18 protein-coding genes and 1 pseudogene are annotated in these 22,599 nt (G+C 65.9%); 9 read left to right on the plus strand and 10 right to left on the minus strand.

Going from position 1 to position 22,599, the window contains the following annotated elements:
- Positions 1–108 precede the first annotated feature (108 nt).
- Positions 109–1,896: an aspartate--tRNA ligase gene (aspS, locus tag ACQR2C_RS08005; RefSeq protein ID WP_434880869.1), complete on the plus strand. Its 1,788-nt coding sequence runs from the start codon at positions 109–111 to the stop codon at positions 1,894–1,896.
- A gap of 167 nt (positions 1,897–2,063) precedes the next feature.
- Here the strand turns inward: aspS and ACQR2C_RS08010 are convergent.
- Positions 2,064–2,201: pseudogene (locus tag ACQR2C_RS08010) on the minus strand (cytochrome b); the annotation flags it as partial.
- A gap of 539 nt (positions 2,202–2,740) precedes the next feature.
- On the opposite strand from ACQR2C_RS08010, the gene ACQR2C_RS08015 reads away from it, so the two are divergent.
- From ACQR2C_RS08015 to ACQR2C_RS08025, 3 genes are all read left to right on the plus strand, one after another.
- Positions 2,741–4,297 carry an ABC transporter substrate-binding protein gene (locus tag ACQR2C_RS08015; RefSeq protein WP_316215655.1) on the plus strand — a complete coding sequence of 519 codons (1,557 nt, stop codon included), beginning with the start codon at positions 2,741–2,743 and terminating at the stop codon, positions 4,295–4,297.
- Between the two features lie 233 nt (positions 4,298–4,530).
- On the plus strand, positions 4,531–4,734 hold the full coding sequence (locus ACQR2C_RS08020) for a hypothetical protein (RefSeq protein WP_434880870.1): 204 nt from the start codon (positions 4,531–4,533) through the stop codon (positions 4,732–4,734).
- Between the two features lie 256 nt (positions 4,735–4,990).
- Positions 4,991–5,434 (plus strand): hypothetical protein, encoded by a 444-nt coding sequence (locus ACQR2C_RS08025; protein WP_315800255.1) that lies wholly within the window; start codon positions 4,991–4,993, stop codon positions 5,432–5,434.
- A 95-nt stretch (positions 5,435–5,529) separates the two neighbouring features.
- Here ACQR2C_RS08025 and ACQR2C_RS08030 read toward each other — a convergent pair whose 3' ends face one another.
- From ACQR2C_RS08030 to ACQR2C_RS08040, 3 genes are all read right to left on the minus strand, one after another.
- Positions 5,530–6,156: a LysE family translocator gene (locus ACQR2C_RS08030; protein WP_434872688.1), complete on the minus strand. Its 627-nt coding sequence runs from the start codon at positions 6,154–6,156 to the stop codon at positions 5,530–5,532.
- 294 nt (positions 6,157–6,450) lie between these two features.
- Positions 6,451–6,753 (minus strand): hypothetical protein, encoded by a 303-nt coding sequence (locus tag ACQR2C_RS08035; RefSeq protein WP_434880871.1) that lies wholly within the window; start codon positions 6,751–6,753, stop codon positions 6,451–6,453.
- Between the two features lie 347 nt (positions 6,754–7,100).
- Positions 7,101–9,077 carry a hypothetical protein gene (locus ACQR2C_RS08040; RefSeq protein ID WP_434880872.1) on the minus strand — a complete coding sequence of 659 codons (1,977 nt, stop codon included), beginning with the start codon at positions 9,075–9,077 and terminating at the stop codon, positions 7,101–7,103.
- A gap of 240 nt (positions 9,078–9,317) precedes the next feature.
- On the opposite strand from ACQR2C_RS08040, the gene ACQR2C_RS08045 reads away from it, so the two are divergent.
- Together ACQR2C_RS08045 and ACQR2C_RS08050 are read left to right on the plus strand one after the other, a co-directional pair.
- On the plus strand, positions 9,318–11,630 hold the full coding sequence (locus ACQR2C_RS08045; protein ID WP_434880873.1) for an NADP-dependent malic enzyme: 2,313 nt from the start codon (positions 9,318–9,320) through the stop codon (positions 11,628–11,630).
- 148 nt (positions 11,631–11,778) lie between these two features.
- Complete coding sequence (locus tag ACQR2C_RS08050) at positions 11,779–12,234, plus strand: DoxX family protein (protein WP_315800251.1); 456 nt, start codon at positions 11,779–11,781, stop codon at positions 12,232–12,234.
- Between the two features lie 9 nt (positions 12,235–12,243).
- On the opposite strand, the gene ACQR2C_RS08055 is transcribed toward ACQR2C_RS08050, so the two are convergent.
- The 4 genes from ACQR2C_RS08055 to ACQR2C_RS08070 all read right to left on the minus strand — a co-directional run bounded on the left by ACQR2C_RS08055 (position 12,244) and on the right by ACQR2C_RS08070 (position 16,422).
- A complete protein-coding gene (locus ACQR2C_RS08055; RefSeq protein WP_316180866.1) occupies positions 12,244–12,804 on the minus strand; it encodes a dihydrofolate reductase family protein in 561 nt (186 codons plus the stop codon).
- A gap of 19 nt (positions 12,805–12,823) precedes the next feature.
- Positions 12,824–13,780, minus strand: coding sequence for a polysaccharide deacetylase family protein (locus ACQR2C_RS08060; RefSeq protein WP_434880874.1), 957 nt, complete (start codon positions 13,778–13,780; stop codon positions 12,824–12,826).
- Positions 13,781–13,940: 160 nt separating this feature from the next.
- Positions 13,941–14,516: a glutathione peroxidase gene (locus tag ACQR2C_RS08065; RefSeq protein ID WP_315800248.1), complete on the minus strand. Its 576-nt coding sequence runs from the start codon at positions 14,514–14,516 to the stop codon at positions 13,941–13,943.
- Between the two features lie 154 nt (positions 14,517–14,670).
- Positions 14,671–16,422 carry a L,D-transpeptidase family protein gene (locus tag ACQR2C_RS08070; protein WP_434880875.1) on the minus strand — a complete coding sequence of 584 codons (1,752 nt, stop codon included), beginning with the start codon at positions 16,420–16,422 and terminating at the stop codon, positions 14,671–14,673.
- 226 nt (positions 16,423–16,648) lie between these two features.
- Between ACQR2C_RS08070 and ACQR2C_RS08075 the strand changes: the two genes are divergently transcribed.
- Positions 16,649–17,200: a CreA family protein gene (locus tag ACQR2C_RS08075; RefSeq protein WP_315800246.1), complete on the plus strand. Its 552-nt coding sequence runs from the start codon at positions 16,649–16,651 to the stop codon at positions 17,198–17,200.
- Positions 17,201–17,775: 575 nt separating this feature from the next.
- A complete protein-coding gene (locus tag ACQR2C_RS08080) occupies positions 17,776–18,138 on the plus strand; it encodes a hypothetical protein (RefSeq protein ID WP_434880959.1) in 363 nt (120 codons plus the stop codon).
- A gap of 56 nt (positions 18,139–18,194) precedes the next feature.
- Here ACQR2C_RS08080 and ACQR2C_RS08085 read toward each other — a convergent pair whose 3' ends face one another.
- Positions 18,195–18,968, minus strand: coding sequence for a hypothetical protein (locus tag ACQR2C_RS08085; protein ID WP_434880876.1), 774 nt, complete (start codon positions 18,966–18,968; stop codon positions 18,195–18,197).
- A gap of 39 nt (positions 18,969–19,007) precedes the next feature.
- Complete coding sequence (locus ACQR2C_RS08090) at positions 19,008–20,729, minus strand: type I secretion system permease/ATPase (RefSeq protein WP_434880877.1); 1,722 nt, start codon at positions 20,727–20,729, stop codon at positions 19,008–19,010.
- A 175-nt stretch (positions 20,730–20,904) separates the two neighbouring features.
- On the opposite strand from ACQR2C_RS08090, the gene ACQR2C_RS08095 reads away from it, so the two are divergent.
- Positions 20,905–22,590, plus strand: a complete 1,686-nt coding sequence (locus tag ACQR2C_RS08095) for an adenylate/guanylate cyclase domain-containing protein (protein WP_434880878.1) — start codon at positions 20,905–20,907, stop codon at positions 22,588–22,590.
- Positions 22,591–22,599: the final 9 nt, after the last annotated feature.

Raw genomic sequence — 22,599 nt, forward strand, 5'->3', positions numbered from 1 at the left:
TGCGGTTGCCGCGCCGGGGCGGCTCGGCTAAACCCTGCGCGCATTCGGCAATGCGCCCTTGCGGCTGCGCCGATTCCCTTTTCCTCACGACGACCATTCAGGACGACCATGCATCGCTACCGGACCCACACCTGCGGCGCGCTCCGCGAGAGCAACATCGGAGAGACGGTCCGGCTGTCCGGCTGGTGCCATCGCATCCGCGACCATGGCGGCGTGCTGTTCGTCGATCTGCGCGACCATTACGGCATCACCCAGTGCGTCGTCGATCCGGACTCGCCGGCGTTCAGCCTCGCCGAGAAGCTGCGCTCGGAGTGGGTCGTGCGCATGGAGGGCAAGGTGCGCCGCCGCCCGGCCGGCGCCGACAACAAGAGCACCGACAATGACGATCTGCCGACCGGCAAGATCGAGCTCTACGTCTCCGACATCGAGGTGCTCGGCCCGGCGGACGAGCTGCCGCTGCCGGTGTTCGGCGAGCAGGAGTACCCAGAGGACATCCGGCTGAAGTACCGTTTCCTCGATCTGCGCCGCGAGAAGCTGCACCAGAACATCATGACGCGCGGCGCGATCATCGACTCGATGCGCCGGCGCATGAAGGAGCAGGGCTTCTTCGAATTCCAGACCCCGATCCTGACCGCGTCGTCGCCGGAGGGCGCGCGCGACTTCCTGGTGCCGTCGCGCATCCATCCCGGCAAGTTCTACGCGCTGCCGCAGGCGCCGCAGCAGTACAAGCAGCTGCTGATGATGTCGGGCTTCGACCGCTATTTCCAGATCGCGCCGTGCTTCCGCGACGAGGACCCGCGCGCCGACCGCCTGCCCGGCGAGTTCTATCAGCTCGACGTCGAGATGAGCTTCGTCGAGCAGGAGGACGTGTTCGCGGCGATGGAGCCGGTGATCACCGGCGTGTTCGAGGATTTCGCCAAGGGCAAGCCGGTCACCAAGGGCTGGCCGCGCATCCCGTTCGCGGAAGCGATCCGCAAATACGGCTCCGACAAGCCCGACCTGCGCAACCCGATCGAGATGGCCGACGTCTCCGAGCACTTCCGCGGCTCAGGCTTCAAGGTGTTCGCGCGCATGCTCGAGGACCCCAAGAACCAGGTGTGGGCGATTCCCGCATCGGGTGGCGGCAGCCGCGCGTTCTGCGACCGGATGAACTCGTGGGCGCAGGGCGAAGGCCAGCCAGGCCTCGGCTACATCATGTGGCGCGAGGGCGGCGAGGGTGCGGGTCCCTTGGCGAACAACATCGGTCCGGAGCGCACCGCTGCGATCCGCAGCCAGATCGGCACCAAGGAAGGCGACGCCGCCTTCTTCGTCGCCGGCGATCCCGACAAGTTCTGGAAGTTCGCAGGCCTCGCCCGCAACAAGGTCTCCGACGAGCTGAACCTCGCCGACAAGGATCAGTTCAAGCTGGCCTGGATCGTCGACTTCCCGATGTACGAGTACAACGAGGACGACAAGAAGGTCGACTTCTCGCACAATCCGTTCTCGATGCCGCAGGGCGGCCTGGAGGCGCTGCGGACCCAGGATCCGCTGACGATCAAGGCGTTCCAGTACGACATCACCTGCAACGGCTACGAGATCGCCTCCGGCGGCATCCGCAACCACAAGCCGGCGGCGATGGTGAAGGCGTTCGAGATCGCAGGTTACGGCGAGCAGGAGGTGGTCGACCGCTTCGGCGGCATGTACCGCGCCTTCCAGTACGGCGCCCCGCCGCATGGCGGCATGGCCGCCGGCGTCGACCGCATCGTGATGCTGCTCTGTGGCACCACCAACCTGCGCGAGATCTCGCTGTTCCCGATGAACCAGCAGGCCATGGACCTGCTGATGGGCGCCCCGTCCGAGGCTTCGACCAAGCAGCTTCGCGAGCTGCACATCAGGACCAATCTGCCGAACAAGTAGTTCGGCAGGGCTCGATGTAGGGTGGGCAAAGCGGCCGCCGTCAAGCGGCGGCGTGCCCACCATCCATCGGCGCATCCGCCGCGAGATGGAGGGCACGGCGCTCCAGCAGATTGCCGTGAGGAGAGAGCAGGGCAGCGCCTTTGCCCACCCGACGGCAGTGTTCTCCCTTATGCCACCGAACGGCCCGGCGGCATCCGCGTCAGGACGTCGTCGCGGCGGACGGCGTGATGAAACAGTGCGGCGGCGACGTACAGGGCCACCACGACCCACGCGATCCATTTGCCGACAAAATGGTGGATCGCGTCGACCGGCGGCTCGAACGCCTCTCAGGCGATCCCCGAGCGCGTCTCGATCCAGCTGAACAGCGCAATCCGTCTCGGCTCGTCGTTATCGGCCCCGAGCTGCGGCATGTCGTCGCCGGTTAGGACGTCACGCCGGTGCAAGATGACCCAGCCTTGAAGGCGTCGCTCCGTATTTGATGTTCTCGCGTTAATGCTGGTTAACACTGCGAACAACTTCGTCCGGGCCTTCGATTGCGTCGAGGCGGCTCCGGATGCGCTCTCGCGCATCGCGCCGAGCTCTTCGAACGGCCACAGGATCGGGCCGTCGTGCCCCGCGGCAAAGTGTTGATTCTGAGAACTAATCGATGGCGCCGGCTGTTAGTTCGGCGCGTTGCGAGACCCAACGCAGAACGCGATCGAGCAGTGCGGCTCGCTATGAGTTCCAGGCGACAGCGATCAGTCGAATGGCGGTTGCGGTGTTATGCAACCTGTCCTTAATAGAAGCCTGTCTGACTCATGTAGTGAACATAGCCAACCAATCACAAGAAGACGGATAGTTCAAAATGACCGTTCGCTGGTGTGCGCTCCTTCTCGGAACTTGCTTCTTCGTCCCTGCCGCCTCTGCTGTCCCCATTTCCCCCGATGTCGTTCGTGATCTCGCCGCCCGCGTCGGTCCGGTCGTCGGTCAGGCCGCGACGTGTCGCGAGATCGCCCAGGGACGCGTCCAGACCATCATCGATCAATTCAGCGAAGTGATCCGCCAGGGCTCTTCGAACGGCGGCGAGCGCGATGGGCTCATCCGCACCTTCAACAGCTACATCGCCGAGGGCCGCGGGCGGGTCGCGTCCTCGCAGGTGAACTGTCAGACCGCAGAGCGCCAATTGGCAGAGCTGGAGCGGTCGCTCAGCCAGCAGCAGTCGGCGGCTCCCTCGCTGTCCTTCGCGCTGGCTCCCTCGACCGCGGCCGCTTCGACGCAGCCCACGGCCAACCTGCCGCCTCCGCTTCCGCACGGCGTCAGCGATACTGAGATCCGGTTCGGCACCGTCATCCCGTTCTCTGGAGTCCGCAAGGAGTCCGCGCGCCAGATGAAGCTCGGCATCGAGACCGCGTTCGCGCGCGCCAACGATGCCGGCGGCATCAACGGCCGCAAGCTGCGGCTGATCGCTGCCGACGATGGCTATGATCCGACGCGGACGCTCGGCGCCATGACGCAATTGTACGAGAAGGACCAGGTGTTCGGCTATATCGGCAACATGGGCACTGCGAACAACGCGGTGGCGATTCCCTACGCGCTGGAGCGCCGCGCGCTGTTCTTCGCGCCCTATAGCGGCTCCGCCGTCGTCCGCCGCGATCCGCCCGACCGCTACGTCTTCAACTATCGTGCGAGCTACGCCGAAGAGACCGCGGCGATCGTGCGCTACCTGATGAAGGTCAAGCGCATCCCGGCGAAGCAGATCGCCGTGTTCGCGCAGAACGACGCCTATGGCGACGACGGTGCCAACGGTGTCGCCAAGGCGTTCCGCGCGAACGGCATCAACGATCCGATCATCCGCTACGGCTTTCCGCGCGGCACGCTGGACGTCGACGAGGCCGTCGGCAAGCTGAAGGCGCAGACCAAGCCGCCGATCAAGGCCGTGATCATGATCGCGACCGACCGCGCGGCGGCGAAATTCATCGAGAAGACCCACGAGGCGGTTCCAGGGCTGATCTACGCCAACATCTCGGCGGTCGGATCGTCGTCGCTCGCGGCCGAGCTGAAGCTGCTCGGCTCGAAATACACCAACGGCGTCATCGTCACGCAGGGCGTTCCCTCGGTCGCAGGCTATTCGAGCCTGGTGCTCGACTACAAGACGGCGCTGGAGAAGTACTTCCCGGGCGAAGCGCCGGACTACACCTCGCTCGAGGGCTTCATCTCGGCGAGCATCCTGATCCAGGCGCTGAAGCAGACCACGCCGCTCGAGACCGAGCGGCTGGTCGATACGCTGGAGTCGATGCAGAGCATCGACCTCGGGCTCGGCAGCAAGCTCTCCTTCGGACGCGCCGAGCACCAGGCCTCGCACAAGATCTGGGGCACCGCGCTCGACGAGACCGGCACCTACCAGGCGATCGAGCTGGAATGAGGCGCGGAGGGGGGCGCGGCAAGACGGCCATCGCCGGGCCTTGCCGCGTTGCCCACGCTTCCCGCTGACTTCCGGTGCCGCTGCGATGAGTTCGGGCGGACGAGGCTGCGGCCTGCCGTACTGAGCTCATGGTGAGGCGGAACAGTTGGCTGGATTTCGGGTTTGGATTGCATGCGCAACAACTGTGGGCGACTGCAATGTCCGTGCGAACACAGATTTCGGCGATGATCTTCATGATGGTTCAGGCTGTGCTGTTCGGCGCGGGAGTCCTGACCATTCTCCTCACACCGCTGAGCGACCACGCGATGATCGCGATGCCGGTCATGATCGCATCGAGCGTGGCGCTGGCCGCCATTCTCTTCTGGCAGATCGCACCGCGGCTGCGTGCGAGATACTGGCGGCGGCGTGGAACCACCCACGACCTGATCTCGGGTTGACGCGGGACGCCGGGCTCCGGACGGCAGGTGCAACGCTGCTTTCGGACTGGTGTGCCTGGCCTTCGCCGCGGCCACGGCAACAAAGAACGGCTGCGGAATACTCAAACCGGCGTCGTTCGCCCACGATTTCACTCCGCCGCATAGGGCGACACAGCGGCGCCGCGACGGTCGTTGCGGCGCAATATCGAAAGCCGGCAGTTCGTTAGAACCAACCCTGAGCCGCACGGTTAGAGAGCATTCTCATGGAGGATGAACCATGCGCGTTTCAGCAGCAGCGACCGTTCTGTTCCTGTCCTCTTGTTTCGTGTCCGCCGCAGCTCTGGCTGAGCAGGCCGACACCACGCCTCGAACGGGCCAGTCCCAAGCCGTTCCTGTGCAGCCCGAACGCACGCCCCAGCAGGCGGACCAGGCCCGGGAGCGCGAGCGGCAGAGCGCCGAAGATACCAAGGTGAACCGCGATTGGACCACGCAACAGCGCGACGACGATCGGATGGGCATGGATCGCATGCGCCAGCACCGCATGGGCCGCATGATGGACCAGGACATGGACCATCGCACCACGGGAAGGAGTTCGCGCATGCAGCGCGACGACGACATGGATCGCCGTTCAAGCAGCTTCGACGAGGACCGGCCGTATCGCCGTATCAAGATCTGCTACGAGTACGAAAATGGCGACGAGTTCTGTCGCTACCGTGACTAGGTGAGGGCGGTTGCGACAGCATCGGCTGATGAGGCACCGACCGCACCGCTGCCCGCGGGCTCGCTTCCTGACAGCGAACGAGCTGCTGGTTTGCGTCAGCTTGCGCGGCGTGCAAACAGCAGCGCGCCGCCGAGGCCGCACATGACGGCGCCCGACGCCTGCCGCATCCGCGTCACGAGGCTCGGGCGCGTGACGAGACCGTGCCGTGCTCTGGCGGCCCAGAACGTCACGACCAGGTCGACGCTGGTGTTGAATGCGACCGAGATCAGCCCGAACACGATGGACTGCGCGGCGACGTGGCCCGTGGGATCGACGAACTGCGGAATGAAGGCGAGGAAGAACGCCGCCGTCTTCGGGTTGAGCGCCTCGACGACGATGCCCTCGCGGAAGGCGGGCCGGCTGCCGGTCGTCGTCACCTCGGCCGGCCCTGCGACCCGCGCTTCCCGCCATGTCTTGATGCCCAGCCAGATCAGGTAGAACGCGCCCGCGATCTTCAACACCGCGAACGCCTCAGCGCTCGCCATCACCAGCGCCGACAGCCCGACGGCGCCGGCGGTCACGTGCACGAGCCCTCCGAGCCCAAGCCCGACGCTGGACGCCAGCCCCTCGCTCCGCCCGCCGGCCAGCGTCCGCGCCACGATATAGAAGATGCCGGGGCCGGGCGTCAGCGCGACGATGAGTGCGGCGGAGAGGAACAGGAGGAAGGTGGGGAGGTCGGGCATGACGTTCGTATTATCACCGCAGGCGGCCCTTTTCAGCAGAAGGCTGATGCGATTGATCATCCTTCGGTGCGAGTGGCGCGCGTAGCCGGCTCACCAGGCCGCGGTCGAGCGCCAAACACAACTGTCGTCCCGGCGAACGCCGGGACCCATAGTGCGTGATTTGTCGAGGAACGTGACTGATAGTTGCCGATCGTGCCGATGCCAGCCCGACGGGCAATCTCCGCATCTCACTCATGCGCAAACTGCCCGTCGTGTTAGTTTGTCGCAATCATTCCGCTTGCACCGTCGGGCAAATCACCTCCACATTTCCGGCCATCCCGCCTCGATGAAGAGGGACGGTTCGCGGTCGTCACGAGACGTGAGGCGGGGAGGCGGTGGCTGCATCGTGTTCGCAACGTGCTGATAGCGCGCGTCGACGAACGGCACGGTGCAGACGGTCAAGTCGCGTGGTCCTGACACCCCGATGCTGGTGTCAAGTTCGCGGAAGATGCCTTCCGGCATCGCGCGGATGACGGGGGCAAACAAGCCGGTCCCCGAGGAGAGCGCGAAGCAGCCGAAAAGCCCACCGCGCAGGGAATGCCGGTTGATCGGCAGCACCTGTGGTACCTGCCGCCTGCATTTTTTTTCGCAGGCGGGCCATGGGTTGCGGCCAGCACCCGGCATTCCCTGCGCCCTCTTCGTCGAAGGAGGGCCGAACGACCGGAATAACTCGGGCGCTCGCGCCGCGGGATCGGGGACGCGCGTGGCTCGCGAGTTGACTTGAATGAGGGATGCGAAGAACGCGGACGTTCATGGGACAAAGGCCGTCCTCGCCATCGTACCGATGTCAGCCCCGTGCACAAATCCCATCGTTGTCATTCCGGGTTCGCGCTGCGCGCGCCCCGGAATGGGTATGACGGAGGAGAGAGGCGGGGACTCACTCTCCCCTCACATCGCGGCTCAAGTCACGGCGCGGTCTGGGCCTCGATCTTGAACTGCGCCAGCGCGCTCGGCGGGTCGATGGCGATGAGCTGGGCGAGCTGCAGGGCTGGGACCTTGGCGCGCGGCGAGAGCTTCAACGTGAAGGTCTGGCGCGGGGTCTGGACGAAACGGCTGATGGCCTCGACGGCGCTGGCGACATCGATGTTGTCGGCGGCGACCTGGGCACCGATCGCCTTGATGCTGTCGACCAGCGCCTTGCGCGCGGCATCGCGCGTGATCGCATGACCGCGCGCGTAGTTGGCGACGAGCACGTCCACCGCGCCGAGATCGCGCAGGGTCAATTCCAGCCCGCTGGCCTCGATCTGCTCCGCTGCCGTCGTGGCCTGCTGCAGGTCGATGGTGAACACGTCGCGCGGCACCTGCGACAGCGAGACATTGGCCGAGGCTGCGATGAGGTTGCTGACCTCGAGCTTGAAGGGCTGGAGCGCGAACGCACCCGAGCTCTCGGTCCAGCCGAGGCCGAGATCGGCGTCGAACGCGGCGGTGTCGATGCCGGCGACGAGGAGCGGCAGCAGCGCCGGATTGGACGCATCCAGAGGTCCGGCCATCTTGGCCACCAGGTGCGCCTGGGTCGGGATGGGGCCGACGAACTGGCCCCAGTCGAGGCTGAAATTGTCGATCTGCACCGGCTTGGTGCTCGCCTTGTAGGAGGTCGTCAGCCCCTTCAGCTCGATGCCGCCGATCAGCTTGAACAGCGCCAGGGCTTCGGCCGCACCGGGCTTGGCGCCGGGCACGGCGAATTTGGCGGTCTGGCGCAGCATACCGCCCATGTCGAAGCGCTTGACCGCGAAGCGGCCGAGCTTGACCGGTCCGTTCGGGGTCCGTCCGTCGAAGCCCTCGAACGCGACGTCGCCCTTGCCGTCGTCGAGGTCGAACCGCGTCAGCGCGACCTTGACCGGGCCGTCGGGAGTCTCGACCGCCAGACCTCGGACCTCGACGTTCTTGAACAGGACGCCGTCATAGATGCTGGCCACCTTGTCGATGAGGTCGGGCGTCATGGCGCTCGTTCGCGGCGAGGTCGGCGTCAGGGCAGCGACCAGCGCGGGCAGTTGGATGCGCGACGGCCGCACGCCGAACTCGTCCATCGTCAGGGCGTCGATGTGCATGCGCATGCCGAGATCGGACGTGATCTCGTAGAGGCCCATCCCGGCGGAGCCGCTCAGGCGGATGGCACGATCGTCCTTGGCGGACTCGGTCGCGAACAGGGCGACGATGGCGTTGACGTCGATGTCCTTGGTCACGATGTCGAGCATGCGGCCGCGCACCGTCTCGACCTTGCCGTTCGGCGGCTGCGCCGCCGTGCTGAAGGTGACTTCCTGGATCTTGTAGTTGTCGATGCGGCCGCCCTTGATGCCGTCCACCACCAGCCCGGAATAGCCGAATTCGGTCGGCCCGACCGCGGCGCCGCCTTCCATCGTGCCGGTGACCCGCGGCACCGTGGCCGAGGTGGCGCTGACGGTGGCGAGCTGTTGGGCGAGGGCGCGGGTGGTCTCGAGCGCACCCGCCCCGGCCGGGATCGCCGCGAACCGCGCCGGGCCGGCGTAATCCTTCACCACCAGTTGCGGCAGCTTGTAGCTCAGGCGCAGCGGCGAGGGGCCGGGGATCTGGCCGGCCATGGCGATGTCGCCGATCTCGATGCTGGCGGCCGTGACATGCTCGGAATCAGGCTGGCTCAGGCCGGTCGCGGTGACGGTGCCAAGCGTGACGCTGGCCGGCGGCTGGGTCGCCGATTCCAGCTTGACGTCGGCGATTGTCAATTTGCGGCTCCACAGGTCGAAGGCGACCTTGCCATAGGTTGCCGTGGCGCCACTCTGCCGGATCTGGGCAAAGCTCGCCTCGACCTCGCGCTCGGCGCGGCTCTGGGCGTACCAGGGCACGCCGACGAGGCCAGCGACGGCCAGCGCGACAGCCGTGAGAATTCCGATCACGATACGGGTCATTTGATGTGCTCCGCCCAAGGCTTAGGCAGCAAGTGGTGATGGTCTCAATGAAATCGATGGAGTAGGGATGTGCTTCTGCGAATTGGGGAATCGCTGGCCCGGGATGCCGGCGAGCATGGTTTCGGATGTTGCATGAAAGCCGCCCAGCGTGCATCACATGCGCTTCCACCGGCCGGAAAAACCGACGTCTGACCGAGACTCAAGAGACCAAAAATCCGGGTCGGAAACGCTGGAGCACGTATGTCGTCGTCCTATTCTGAAGATCTTCGTTCCGCAGCCCTGGCCTATCACCGCCTGCCGCGGCCCGGCAAGCTGGAGATCCAGGCCTCCAAGCCGCTCGCCAATCAGCGCGACCTGGCGCTGGCCTATTCGCCGGGCGTCGCCGCTGCGTGCACCGAGATCGCCAACAACCCGGCCGAGGCGGCATCGCTGACCGCGCGGGCCAACCTGGTGGCCGTCGTCTCCAACGGGACCGCTGTGCTCGGCCTCGGCAATATTGGCCCCCTGGCCTCCAAGCCGGTGATGGAGGGCAAGGCGGTCCTGTTCAAGAAATTCGCCGGCATCGACGTATTCGACATCGAGATCGCGGCCGATACCATCGACCGGGTGGTCGAGACGGTCGCGGCGCTGGAGCCGACCTTCGGCGGCATCAACCTCGAGGACATCAAGGGACCGGAGTGCTTCGAGATCGAGGCGCGGCTCAAGGAGCGGATGAAGATCCCGGTCTTCCATGACGACCAGCACGGCACTGCAATCATCGTCGGCGCCGCGATCAAGAACGCGCTGTCGCTGTCCGGCAAGCAGCTCTCCGAGGTCAAGATCGTGACGTCGGGCGCAGGCGCCGCCGCGATCGCCTGCCTCAATCTGCTGGTGTCGATGGGCGCGCAGCGCAAGAACATCTGGGTCTGCGACATCGACGGCGTCGTCCATGAGGGCCGCAACACGCTGATGGATCCGTGGAAGGCGGTCTATGCGCAGAAGACCGACAAGCGGACGCTCGCCGATGTGATCGGTGGCGCGGACATCTTCCTCGGGCTGTCCGCCGGCGGCGTGCTGAAGCCGGAGCTGCTCAAGCAGATGGCCGAGAAGCCGCTGATCATGGCGCTCGCCAATCCAAATCCGGAGATCATGCCGGAGGAGGCGCGCGCCGCACGGCCCGACGCGATGATCTGCACCGGGCGTTCGGACTTCCCGAACCAAGTCAACAACGTGCTGTGCTTCCCGTTCATCTTCCGCGGCGCGCTCGACGTCGGCGCCACCGCGATCAACGAGGCGATGAAGCAGGCCGCGGTCGATGCGATCGCGCAGCTCGCCCAGGATCCGCCCTCGGACGCGGTGAGCCGCGGCTTCGATAGCGGCGAGACGCAGGGCTTCGGCCCGGGGTCGCTGATCCCGTCGCCGTTCGATCCGCGCCTGATCCTGCGCATCGCGCCCGCGGTGGCGAAGGCGGCGATGGAGTCCGGCGTAGCGATGCGGCCGATCACCAATTTCGACGAGTACACCGCGCTGCTGGAGCGTTTCGCGTTCCGCTCCGGCCTGGTGATGAAGCCTGTGTTCGCCAAGGCAAAGACGCAGCCGGTCCGCGTGATCTATGCCGAGGGCGAGGACGAGCGCGTGCTGCGCGCCACCCAGGTGGTGCTGGAGGAGAAGCTGGCGCGGCCGATCCTGGTCGGTCGCCCCAGCGTTGTCGAGGCCCGCATCAAGCGCTTCGGCCTGTCGATCAAGGCCGGGCGTGATTTCGACCTCGTCAATCCCGAGGACGATCCGCGCTACCGTTCTTACGTGCAGAGCTACATCGAGATCGCCGGCCGCCGTGGTGTCACGCCGGATGCGGCGCGCACGGTGGTGCGCACCAACGCCACGGTCATCGCGGCGCTCGCCGTCGTCAGGGGCGAGGCGGACGCCATGATCTGCGGCGTCGAGGGCCGCTACATGAGCCATCTGCGTCATGTCCGCGAGATCATCGGCTTCATGCCGGGGGTCAGCGACTACGCGGCGCTGGCGCTCACCATCACCAGCAAGGGCGCCTATTTCATCGGCGACACCCAGGTGCGGCCGGATCCGACCGCTGAGGAGCTCGCCGAGATGGCCTCGCTGGCGGCCAACCACGTCACGCGCTTCAACATCAAGCCGAAGATCGCGTTCGTGTCGCACTCCGATTTCGGCGGCTACGACACGGAGTCGTCGCGCAAAATGCGGCAGGCGACGGCGCTGTTGAAGCAGCATCGTCCCGACCTCGAGGCCGACGGCGAGATGCAGGGTGACACCGCGCTGTCGGCGACCGCGCGCAAGGCGATCCTGCCGCATTCCAATCTCGAGGGCTCGGCCAACGTGCTGATCATGCCGAATCTCGATGCCGCCAACGTCGCCTATCAGATGATCAAGGTGCTGGCGGATGCGGTCCCGGTGGGGCCGATCCTGATCGGCCCTGCCAGGCCGGCGCATATCCTCACGCCATCGGTGACGGCGCGCGGCATTCTCAACATGACGGCGGTGGCCGCCGTCGAGGCCCAGGAGCGGGCAGGGAGGGCGCAGCCGACGCTGTTCGCGTGACGGTGCCGGCGTGATCGAAGTGTGGCGGAATTCGTCCGGTTTCGGTCGTATTCCGCCCGCCTTTATTGTTGAAAAGCGTTCGCGACGTCACATATCCGGCCCTGTAGGCCGGCGACACATCGTTTGAAGTTGATCCGTGAGGGCGAGAATGCCGGGTTTCATTACGTTCGGGCGCGTTCTGTTCGCCGTGATCTTCATCTACACGGGCGCGACCAAGCTGTTCGGCATTGCCGCCACCGCCGATCTGATCGCCGCCAAGGTCACGATTCCCACGATGCTCGCGCCCTATGCAGCGCAGCTCGAGGCCGCCGCCAAGATGCCGATGCCGCAGATCCTGGCGATCGCGGCCGGCGCGTTCGAGGTGCTCGCCGGTGTGATGATCGCGCTCAACTTTCTCGGGCGTTTCTTCGCGGCTCTGATGATCCTGTTCGTCGGCGCGACCATCTTCTACTTCCATGACTTCTGGAACCAGACCCCGCCCGACAACGCCAAGACCCTGATCGACGCGCTGAAGAACCTGTCGATCATCGGCGCGCTGTTCATGATCTTCGGCTACGGCAAGGGCCCGAAGGCACCGGAGCAGAGCGCCTACGGAGATATCTAGGAGGGAGCCTTAAGCGGATCGCTTCCAGGCGGTGACGCTGACGTCGTCGGCGGGATCGAGCATCAGCTGATTGGACGGCGTGTAGCCGTGGGCCGTCAGCACCTGCTGCGGCGATCGGTCGGGACCGACGCCTGGAAAGCACGGCGCGCCGCCGGGCAGGGAGACGTGGGGCGCCAGCGACAGGAAGAAGCTGTCGTAGCTGTCCATGAACATCTCGAACACGACCGGACCGCCGATCACGGCCACCGTGCCAGAGCTGACGCCCGCGGCTTCACAGGCGGCTTCGAAGGAGGCGCCCGCCGGATTCCAAAGGGTAGAGAGCGGCTTCTCCGGATCCGGCGCCAGCCCCGCGACCTTGCGGGTCACGACGATGCGCCGGCGCTTCGGCGAGTTCGGCTGGTCCTCATAGGAGTTGCGGCCATGGACGATCAGATCGGCGCCATCGAGGGCCTGGGAAAAGAATGCGGCGTCGCCGGGGAATTTCAGGGCGGGCGGCATCGCATTGTGCGCGTCGGCCAACATCCCGTCGGCCGACACGATCACGTAACCTTCGATACGAAGCTTGGTCACTGACGAAAGGAATCCTGTCTCATTCGGACACTGTCGTCACAACGCTCGAGACCGGCCTTTGGCTCACCGTCGGCAGCTTCGCGACCTTGGCGAGCTGCTCGTCATATTGCGGCAGCGACTGCACCGGCGCCTTGGCGCGCATCGCGACCACCTTGTAGCCGCCGGCCTTCAGGCGGCGCAGCATCTCGGGCAGGGCCTCGGCGGTATGCTTGTGGAAGTCGTGCATCAGGATGATGCCCTTGCCGAGCTTGTCGAGCTTCTTGAAGGTGACGTCGAGCACCGCCTGCGCATTGCGCGCCTTGAAGTCGAACGAGTCGAGATCGCAGGAGAAGATTCCGATGTTGCGGGTGCCGAGATAGGTCACCATCTCCGGCGGGTGCTGCAGGGCCGGGAAGCGGAAGAACGGCGCCGGCGAGTTGCCGCCGAGCGCCCACTTCACGGCGCTGATGCCGAGCTCGATCTCTTCCTTGCGCTGATCCTCGGTCAGCTTCTTGTTGGTCAGCGCCGCATGCGACCAGGTGTGCGTGCCGACCGTATGGCCGGCATTGTAGACCTGCTTCAGGATCTCCGGATAATAGGTCGCATGCTTGCCGATGATGAAGAAGATGCCGGTGGTGCACTGGTCGGCAAGCGCCTTGAGCACGCTGGGCGTGTTCTCCGGCCACGGGCCGTCGTCGAAGGTCAGCACGACCTCGTGATCCTTCAGGAAGTCAAGGTCCTTGAAGTGCTCGAAGCCGAAGCCTGGACCGCCGGTCGTGTCGATTTCGACGGTGCGGCCGACGCCGAGCGCCTCGGGGTTCATGCAGGGCGCGCGCGGCGGCTGGGTCTGCACCGCAGCGGCCGGAGCGGGTACGGGTGCGGCAGCAGCCGGGGGCGGTGCCGCCGCCGTGCGCTGCGCCTGCGACCACGCCACGCCAGACGTCAACAGCGAAGCCGCCAAAGAGCTCGCGAACACCAATCCTGCTGCAATCCGCATCGTGTTTCCTCGGGGTTGTTGCAACGGGAGCGCCAGTGCCGAGAGTCGCTCCGTCATCCGGCCGGGATATTAGCCCAGCAGCCGGAGTGGCGCCAAAAGGAAACGAGGCAAAAACACGGGGGAAGTTGCCGGCTTCCGCCGCATTCCTGCCGAGTGTTGCTCAGCCGTTCGCCAGCAGCCGGGCGACCGCGGTCTTGACCCGCGTCTCCGTCGGCTCGACCGAGGAGGCGAACACGTCGGCGATGTAGCCGTCACGGCCGATCAGATATTTGTGAAAGTTCCAGCGCGGCGTCTCTTTGGGCCGCGCCTCGGCGGCCCAGCGGTAGAACGGGTGGGCGTTGGAACCGGTGACCACCGCCTTGGCGGTCATCGGGAAGGTCACGCCATAGTCCTTGTTGGCCAGCTCGGCGATGTCGCCGGCGATTCCGGGCTCCTGGTTGAAGTCGTTGGACGGCACGGCAATGATCGTCAGCCCGCGCTCATGGAACTCGCTCCACAGCTTCTGGAGGCCGGTGTATTGCGGGGTGTAGCCGCACTGCGAGGCCGTGTTGACGACCAGCACCGGCTTGCCGGCGAAATCGGCGAGCCGAATCGGCTCACCGGCCAGCGCCGGGAAGGAGAAGCGGTAGGCGGTCATCTTGCTCACCGCATTGTCGGCATGAGCCGCCTGCGACGTGAGCGCCGCGCCCGACAACGAGGCGCCGATGCCGAGAACAACCATCCTGCGATTGATCATGTGAATCTCCCTGAGCAGAGCCAGCCCCGTCAGCATGAATGTGCCCGCGCTCGACCTGCCGATGCGTGAACGGCTTCGGCGTTGCGCTGGATCAGACTGCGTTGCGGCACGGGATACCCTTGCCGTAGGGCGGAAAGAGGGAAGGCGTCGGTCTTCAGCGCAGCGAAAGGATGAAGTCCGTGCCCTCGCCGGTTTCGCCCTGGTTGATGCCTTGATCGGAGACGATCAGCGAACTTCCGGTCGACAGGGCTTCGCCGAGCCACGCCATCACGTCGGCGGGAATGGTGATGCGATCGAGCGCCTCGGCTGCGCTGCTTAGCTGAACGACCTGTTTCAGCTCGGCATCGGCGCCCGCGGACTTCTTGCCGCGCCGGACCGCCTTGGCGGCGCCATCGTTCGCCGCGGTGCTCCGCGCCGAGGAGGGCAGCGAGACGACCGACCAGCGCATCGTCGCCGGATCGGCCTTGTCAGCCGTCGCGGTGAACACGTGGGTGCCGAGCGGCTTGTCGCCCGGTGCGATGGTGACCGGGATGTTGAACACCGGAGCGAAGTTCTGCCGCACGTACAGCTTCGAATCCTTGCGGCTGATGAAGATCGCGATCTGGCTGTTGCGCTTCAATTCGGGCTTGGGCGCAATAGGCTTGTCCGGCGCGGCAACACGCGACTGATCCTTGGCGAGATCGTTGGGATCGACCGCCTTCGCTGGTGCCTCTGCCGCCGGTGTGGACGGCGACGCAGGCTGGTCCGCGATCGGGGCGTCGGCAGGCTTGGACTCTACCGACTTGGACTCAGCCAGCTTGGACTCGGCAGGCTTGAGTTCGGTCGAACCGGTGGCTTCGGCATTCGATGCCTCAGCCGGCTTCTCGACAGCCGGAGCGGCCACCTGCGCAGCATTCGTTGGCTCGCTCGCCGGAGCGACGTCGCCGGGGGCAGACTTGGCCTCTGCGTCGGCGGTCGCAGGCTCAATCTTGGTCTCGGCGACACTGGGCTTCAGATCGGCAGTATTGCTTTGAACCTCCACCGGTGGCGAGCGCGATGGTTCGACGCTTGGGGAAGCATCCGAGACCATCGGTGGGAGTCCGTTGGCGTTGGCGGCGTCGGCGGTCTGCACCTGGCGCGACGCGGCAGGCGATCCTTCGCCGGAGCGCGGGCTCTCGGCATGACCGATCGTGGCGCGCAGATCCGTCGTCGCGACTGTGATCGCGGTGGTGACGGCCGCGCCCTTGTCCGACTTGATCGCCGCCGGCGCAGTCGCATCGGGTTGCACCGATGCGCTCGGCTGCGGCGCCTTCAGTGCAGCGAGCATCGGATGCGAGAAACTCGCAGGAGCCACCTCGTTCGGCGTGACCAGGACCCGGGATCCCATCCGCGTCCAGCCATAGAATCGGGTTGCAAAGCTTGGCGGCATGCGGATGCAGCCATGCGAGGCCGGGTAGCCGGGCAGTACGCCCGCATGGAGCGCGACGCCCGACCAGGTGATGCGCTGCATGAACGGCATCGGGGCGCCGCTATAGATGTTGGAGCGATGGAATTTCTGCTTCTGAATGACGCTGAACACGCCCATCGGGGTGGAATGTCCCTTCATGCCGGTCGAGACCGGCGCTTCCGCGAACAGACCGTTTGCGTCGTAGACCTTGAGCTGCTGCTTGTTGATCGACACCGCGATCGTGACCGGCCCTTGCGGCTTGGCAGCCTCCTTCTCGGTCTTCAGCTTGTCGAGGTGGCGCGCCTTGGCCTTGCGCGGCGCGGCCGGGCGTAAGGTCGGAGCAATGGTGACGGGCTGAGAGTCGTTCCAGTAGTAATAAGACGCTGCGTCAGCCTGTGAAGTCGCTGCGAGGGCAAGCGGAACTGAAACGATTGCTGCACAATAGAACCGCCCCCTGGCGGCCGCACGAACGCAGAGCATTCCGGCAAATCCTCAAGAACCATCTGGTCTTTAGTGTCGCAGACGGAGTCTGCGTTCACCAGCTTGGGGCTTCTGCCCTGCGTGATTTCGTTCCAATCGTAGCAGAAAAGCCTCACATCCCGTTAAACGGGTAGTGGAAGGTCACGGGCTGGAGCGCCTTCCTTGCAGGCATTTGTGTCCCTACATGGGCGGTATGCCGAGCATCGGCGGTATAACGGAGACCGACATGTCGTTCAGAGCCACCAAACGGTTTGATCTGTGGCTGAAAACCCTCGCTTGCCTACTGCTTATCGGATTGTCCTCGCCTGTCATCTCAGCATACGCCGCAGACGAGCCGGATCTGATCTTCCGTCGGTCGACCGTGTTCAAATTGCTCAGCCCGAATGACAAGCTCGCGACCTATGGCGTTGATGATCCAGAGGTCGAGGGCGTCGCCTGCCACTTCACGGTGCCGCAGAAGGGCGGATATGCCGGCTGGCTGGGCCTGGCCGAGGAGGTCTCCGACATCTCGCTCGCATGCCGGCAGATCGGCCCGATCAGGTTCAAGCGCAAGCTCGAACAGGCCGACGACATGTTCCGGCAGCGGCGGTCGCTGTTCTTCAAGAAGATGCAGATCGTTCGCGGCTGCGACGCCAAGCGCAACGTGCTGGTCTACATGGTCTACTCGGACAGGCTGATCGAGGGCTCGCCGAAGAACTCGACCTCCTCCGTCCCGATCATGCCTTGGGGCAAAGCCGATGACGGCGCAGTCCAGAAGTGCGGCGATTTCATTCAATAAGGGATGTGCCAAGAGACGATCGGCTGCCGAAAGCCTCGCTGGGCAATTTGTGCTTGGCGGGATCGTGGCAGCCGATCAGCCGCACCAAGCTCTGTGGGGCCGAGGCGGCGTAGCTCTCGGTCCGCTGCTGCGCCATCGGCGTAGCCAGGGAGCTGCGGCGAGATACCTTCGGCTTGGGTGTGTGCAAGCGCTTGTCCATGGTGACCCTGAGGGAGCAACGTCGTCTCCCAACGCGCCGCGCTGCTGGGTTGCCGTGGTGAGCTGGGAGGTTCGCCCTGCCGGCCACGATTAACGCAAGGTCGTTAAGAAGCTCTCCGTCGGCAGATTGACGGTTGCCTTGGATGGCGCTGGCGCGGTCAAAGCGGGTGGCGCTTTAGGTCACTCTCGTTTTGATTGTATTCTGTGTCGTCGGGTGGTCGCGATGAAACGAAGCGGAGGGGCCATGAAACCATTTTGTGCCCGTGCCGCAGACCGCTTGAAACGTGAAGCGGGTATGAAAGCATCAGCGACATGCGAATCGTGTCGTCCCGGCCCGCGTGGATGACATGACAAAAAACAAGAACCAGCGGTCCACCATGTGTTTTCGACTGGATGCTGCGGCGCTTGCCGCGCTGTCGTGCATCTTCTGGTCCTCCGTCGAGGCGCGGACGACGACCCGATTGCCAGATCTGCGCGGCGAGTTCGTACGGCAGTGTGCGCCTCATATGCTCGACCGGTGGACGCATCCCGAAGCTGTCTGCTCCTGCCTGCATGATCATGCGGCCGCGATGGTGGAGGATGCCGACTTGCGTGAGGCGCTGCTGCGCGGGATCAGTGAGACCGGCGTGCCGACCATAGAGACCGATTGGGTGCCCGCACCGAAGCGAGCGGAGATCGGTCCCACGTTCACCAAGATCGCGAAACCCGCGCTGCAGTGCATGTTCGATCCGGCCAACTGATCAGCCGCTGGGCCTGATCTCGATCAGCGTCCATCGTCGTCTGGCGGTGCTCGTTGTCAGTCCAGGCCATATTGCGACATCAAGGACTGCACGTCCGGCCGGCGCATGATGCGCGAGATCCGGGTACTGATGGCAACCTCGTCGCTGTGTCTCGACGATCTCGCAGCAGGCTTGGGCGCAGGGCGGGCCGCTGCCGCGCTGGCGCGGGTTGGCTGATGCCGCGCAGGAGCAGGCTTTTCGGCGGACGACGGGGCGGCCGGTTGCGTCCCCGTGGTCTGGGTGGCCGCCGCCGCCGGCAGGCCGGACTGGGGCGGCGCGGCGACAGGAGCGGCCGCGCGGACGAGGGCCGGTGAAGCCGCGGCCGTGACCGGCGGCGTCGCGGCTGGTGCCATCGGGCGTGTTTCGGTGGTGGCGGCCGCGGGCGGTGTCGCGAGCGCTGCATTCGACGTCTTGGTAGCTTCAGCAACGGGCGCGGCGGCCGTGAGCGAGTTGGTACGCGTCTGCGACGAAGCTGCCTCAGGCGCCGGGACGGGCGCAGCCAGTGCGGTGAGCGCCGGGGCTGGCGGCGAGATCGCCGCCGGCGGCTCGATGACCGGAAGCGGGGCGGCGATGGCGGCATTGCCTGCGGAGGCGGCCTCGCTGGTGATCTTTTCGCTGCGGTCCAACTCGGGCTTCCTGATATCGCTGGGGACATTGAGGGCCTGGGTTTGCGCGTGAGCCAGCATCTGCCGCGCGGTCATTGGTGTCTCCGCCGAAGCCGAGATCGGCAGCAGGACGGCGGTCGCGAAGGCCAGCTGCAGGGTCCTCGTTGACGATGTGAACTTGATCATGACCGGCTCCTTGCGATGTGCGATCTGCACTGGGTTCGTTCAGGCCGCTGCGCTGGCGGTCGCCCGGTCGTGGGCGATGACGACACGCTGGCCGCGCATCTTGGCGATCACCTCGTCGCGCGGGCCGAATGCCAGCGTCTTGCCGAAGGCCATCACCATGATGCGGTCAACATGCGCCAACAGCTGCGGACGGTGAGTGACGACGATCACGGTGCGACCGGCGGTCTTCGCCTGGGCCAGGGCGTGCGCCAGCGCCCGCTCGCCGTCCTCGTCGAGGTTCGAGTTCGGCTCGTCGAGGATCAAGAGCCGCGGATTGCCGTAGAGCGCGCGGGCGAGGCCGACGCGCTGCCGCATGCCGCCGGACAATGCCACGCCGCCTTCGCCGATCGGCGTGTCGTAGCCGTTGGGCAGGCGCAGGATCACATCATGCGCGCCGGCGGCCTTGGCAGCAGCGACAACGGCTGCTTCGTCGACCTTCGCAAGCCGGGCGATGTTGTCGGCGACGGTGCCTGAGAACAGCTCGATGTCCTGCGGCAGGTAGCCGATGTGCTTGCCAAGCCGGTTTGGGTCCCATTGGCTGTAGGCGGCGCCGTCGATGCGGATCACGCCTTCGCGCAGCGGCCAGACCCCAGCCATGGCGCGCGCCATGCTCGACTTGCCGCTGGCGGAGGCGCCGACGATCGCGAGGCTCTCGCCGGCCTTGAGCGAAAAGCTGACGCCCTTGACCGAGGGGCGGCCGGCCGCCGGCGGCCACACCACGGCGTTCTCGACGTCGATGTCGCCGCGCGGCGTCGGCAGCGCCGTCGGCGCAGCCGTGACTGGCAGGGCCTGGAACAGCTCCTCCAGCCGGCGATAGGCCGAGCGGAAGGCGATAATGCGCTTCCACTGGCCGACGACCTGCTCGACCGGGGCCAGCGCGCGGCCCATGATGATCGACGTCGCCATCATCGCGCCGGGCGAAATCTGCTGCTCGATCGCGAGCCAGGCGCCGATGCACAGCAGCGAGGTCTGCACCGCCATGCGCGCGAACTTGGTCACGGAATGCATCGCGGCGCCGCGTTCGACCAGGGTGCTGTGGGCATCGACCATCGCCGACTGCCGGCAGCTCCAGCGGTCCATGACGATGTCGCCCATGCCGAGGCCGCGCACGACCTCGCCATTGCGCAGCGCCGCCGCGACGAAGCGCGAGGCCTCGTTGGCCAGCGCGTTGGTGCGCTCGACGCTGGCGCGGGTGTAGAATTCGGTGAGCAGCGCCAGCGAGAACAGCACCGTCGCGCCGAGCAAAGAGAGGATTCCGAGATAGGCGTGCTGCAGAAAGCACAGCGCGACGAACACCGGCGTCCACGGCAGATCGCAGGCGATGGCGGCGGTGCCGCTGGAGATGCAGTCGCGGATGGTCTCGGCGTCACGGATGATCTGCTGGCCGAAGCGATGCCGCGGCGACAGCTCCGCCTTCATCATCGTCTCGAACAGCGGGTGGCGCAGCGTGCCTTCGAACTGCACGCCGGCACGGGCCAGAACGCCGGAACGGGCGAATTCGAGGACGCCATACAGCACGAGGAAAACACCGACGATGAGCGTCAGCATGACCAGCGTGCCGAGATTGCGGCTGGTGAGCACGCGGTCATAGACCTGCATGGAGTAGAGTGGCGAGGCGAGCATGCTCGCATTGATGAAGAGGCTGAGCACGAAGGTCGCGGTGAGCGCGGGAAAGCACGCGCGGAGCGCGGTTCCCAGCGGGCTTCGGGTGGTGCTCGTCATGTCGGATCCCCTTGCGATGGTGCTGGGGAGCTTGGCCTGGGCAGCCGTCGTCGACCGTGACTGACCTCACATAGCTCGAGGCGGATCTGCCGGCGCTTGAGTTGGCCGGTTGCAGCCGCTACCGGATGGATCAGCCGTGCCCAGATTTCGCACTTGCCTGAATCACAGTGACCTCATGCCTGCCGTAACCTCCCAGAACATCCGGCTCGTGTCGGGCCTCGTCCTGTTTGCCTTCGCTGCGACGCATTTTCTCAACCATGCGGTTGGTCTGTTCAGCCTCGAGGCGATGGACGAGGTGCAGGAATGGCGACTGGTCGTCACCCGATCGTGGCCGGGAATGATCGTGCTGGCGGCGGCGCTGCTCGCCCATGCCGTGCTTGCGTTCACCAAGACGGTTCAGCGCGGCACGTGGCGGCTGTCCTCGTGGGAGCTTGTTCAGATCGCCACCGGATTTGCGATCCCACTGCTGTTGCTGCCGCATGTCATCGAGACCCATATCGCGCATGCGCTGTTCGGCGTTCAGGACGGCTACCTTTATGCGCTGGCGTTGTTGTGGCCCAAGGCGGCGTGGATTCAGACCGCGCTGCTGCTGCTGGTCTGGATCCACGGCTGCGTCGGCCTGCATCATTGGCTGAAATTCCGTGGCTGGTATCGCGTGATGCAGCCGCTGCTGTTCGTCCTCGCCGTCGCGCTGCCGTTGGCGGCGCTGATGGGCTTCGTGGTGTCCGGACGCGCCGTCGCCGCGCTGCTCGGCAATCCCGGCATGGCCGAGCAGATGCGCGAGGTCACCCATTGGCCGAGCGAACTCGACGCCAAGTGGATTGCCCTGCTGCAGGTTTCGGCGCAGATCGCGGCCGTCGCGCTGCTCGTTGCAGGCGTGACGATCATCGTGTTCCGCCACGTCGCATCGCTCGCAGCGCCGAAGATTGCCGTTGCCGTCACGGGCGGCGCGACGGTGCAGGCCGCGGTCGGTCCGACGCTGCTGGAGATCGTCGGCAGTCATGGGCTGTCGCTCCAGGCCGAATGCGGCGGCCGTGCCCGCTGCGGGCTTTGCCGTGTCCGGGTCGATGAAGGAGCGGAGACGTTGGCGCCGCCCGGCCACGCGGAGCGTGCCATGCTCGCCGAATTGGCGGCACCGGCGAATGTGCGCCTGGCCTGTCAGGTCCGACCGGTGGCGCCGCTGACGATCACGCGTCTCCTCGGCGGCGATCAAGCGGAGAGGGCGCCCCTCGTCGACCATCTCACCGCCGAGCGCCGTGCGGTATGCCTGGTCCACGTCCGCGTCCGTCCGATTGCGACCATCGCGCGCGACCGGTTGCCCTCCGATCTCGGGTTCATGATGAACGAGATCTTCGGCGCCATTGGCGGAGCCATCGAAGTCCAGTCCGGGCGCATCGATCGTTTCCTCGGCGACGGCGTGCTCGCCATCTTCGGCGAGGAGCAGGGAGCAGACCAAGGCTGCCGCGATGCGCTGCAGGCGATCGGCGCCATGGACGTGGTCATGGACCGCGTCAACGAAAAGATCGCCGCGGAGATCGGTCGGCCCGTGGAGCTGGCGATTGGTGCTCACCTTGGCGACATCGTTGTCGGGCAACTGACCCTTGGACGCACCTCGCAGGTGGCTGTGCTCGGACTTGGGACGGAGTGGCCGGCGCTTCTGGCTGAATTGGCGGAGACCAGAGGCTGGCAGCTCGCAATGTCCGGGGGCGTGGCGACAGCTGCCGGCCTTGTTGATCTGGATGGAGCGATGCGTGAGAGGCTTGCCGATCCGGAACAGGGTCGGGAGCTGGACGCCATCGGCGTGCGGCGTGCCCGCGACCTTGCAGTCGTCGCGGGCACGCCACCAGCGCCGTCGGCATAGGTGCTCTCG

Origin of the sequence: Bradyrhizobium sp. HKCCYLRH3061 (genome assembly GCF_051168015.1) — a bacterium.
Taxonomy (GTDB): domain Bacteria; phylum Pseudomonadota; class Alphaproteobacteria; order Rhizobiales; family Xanthobacteraceae; genus Bradyrhizobium.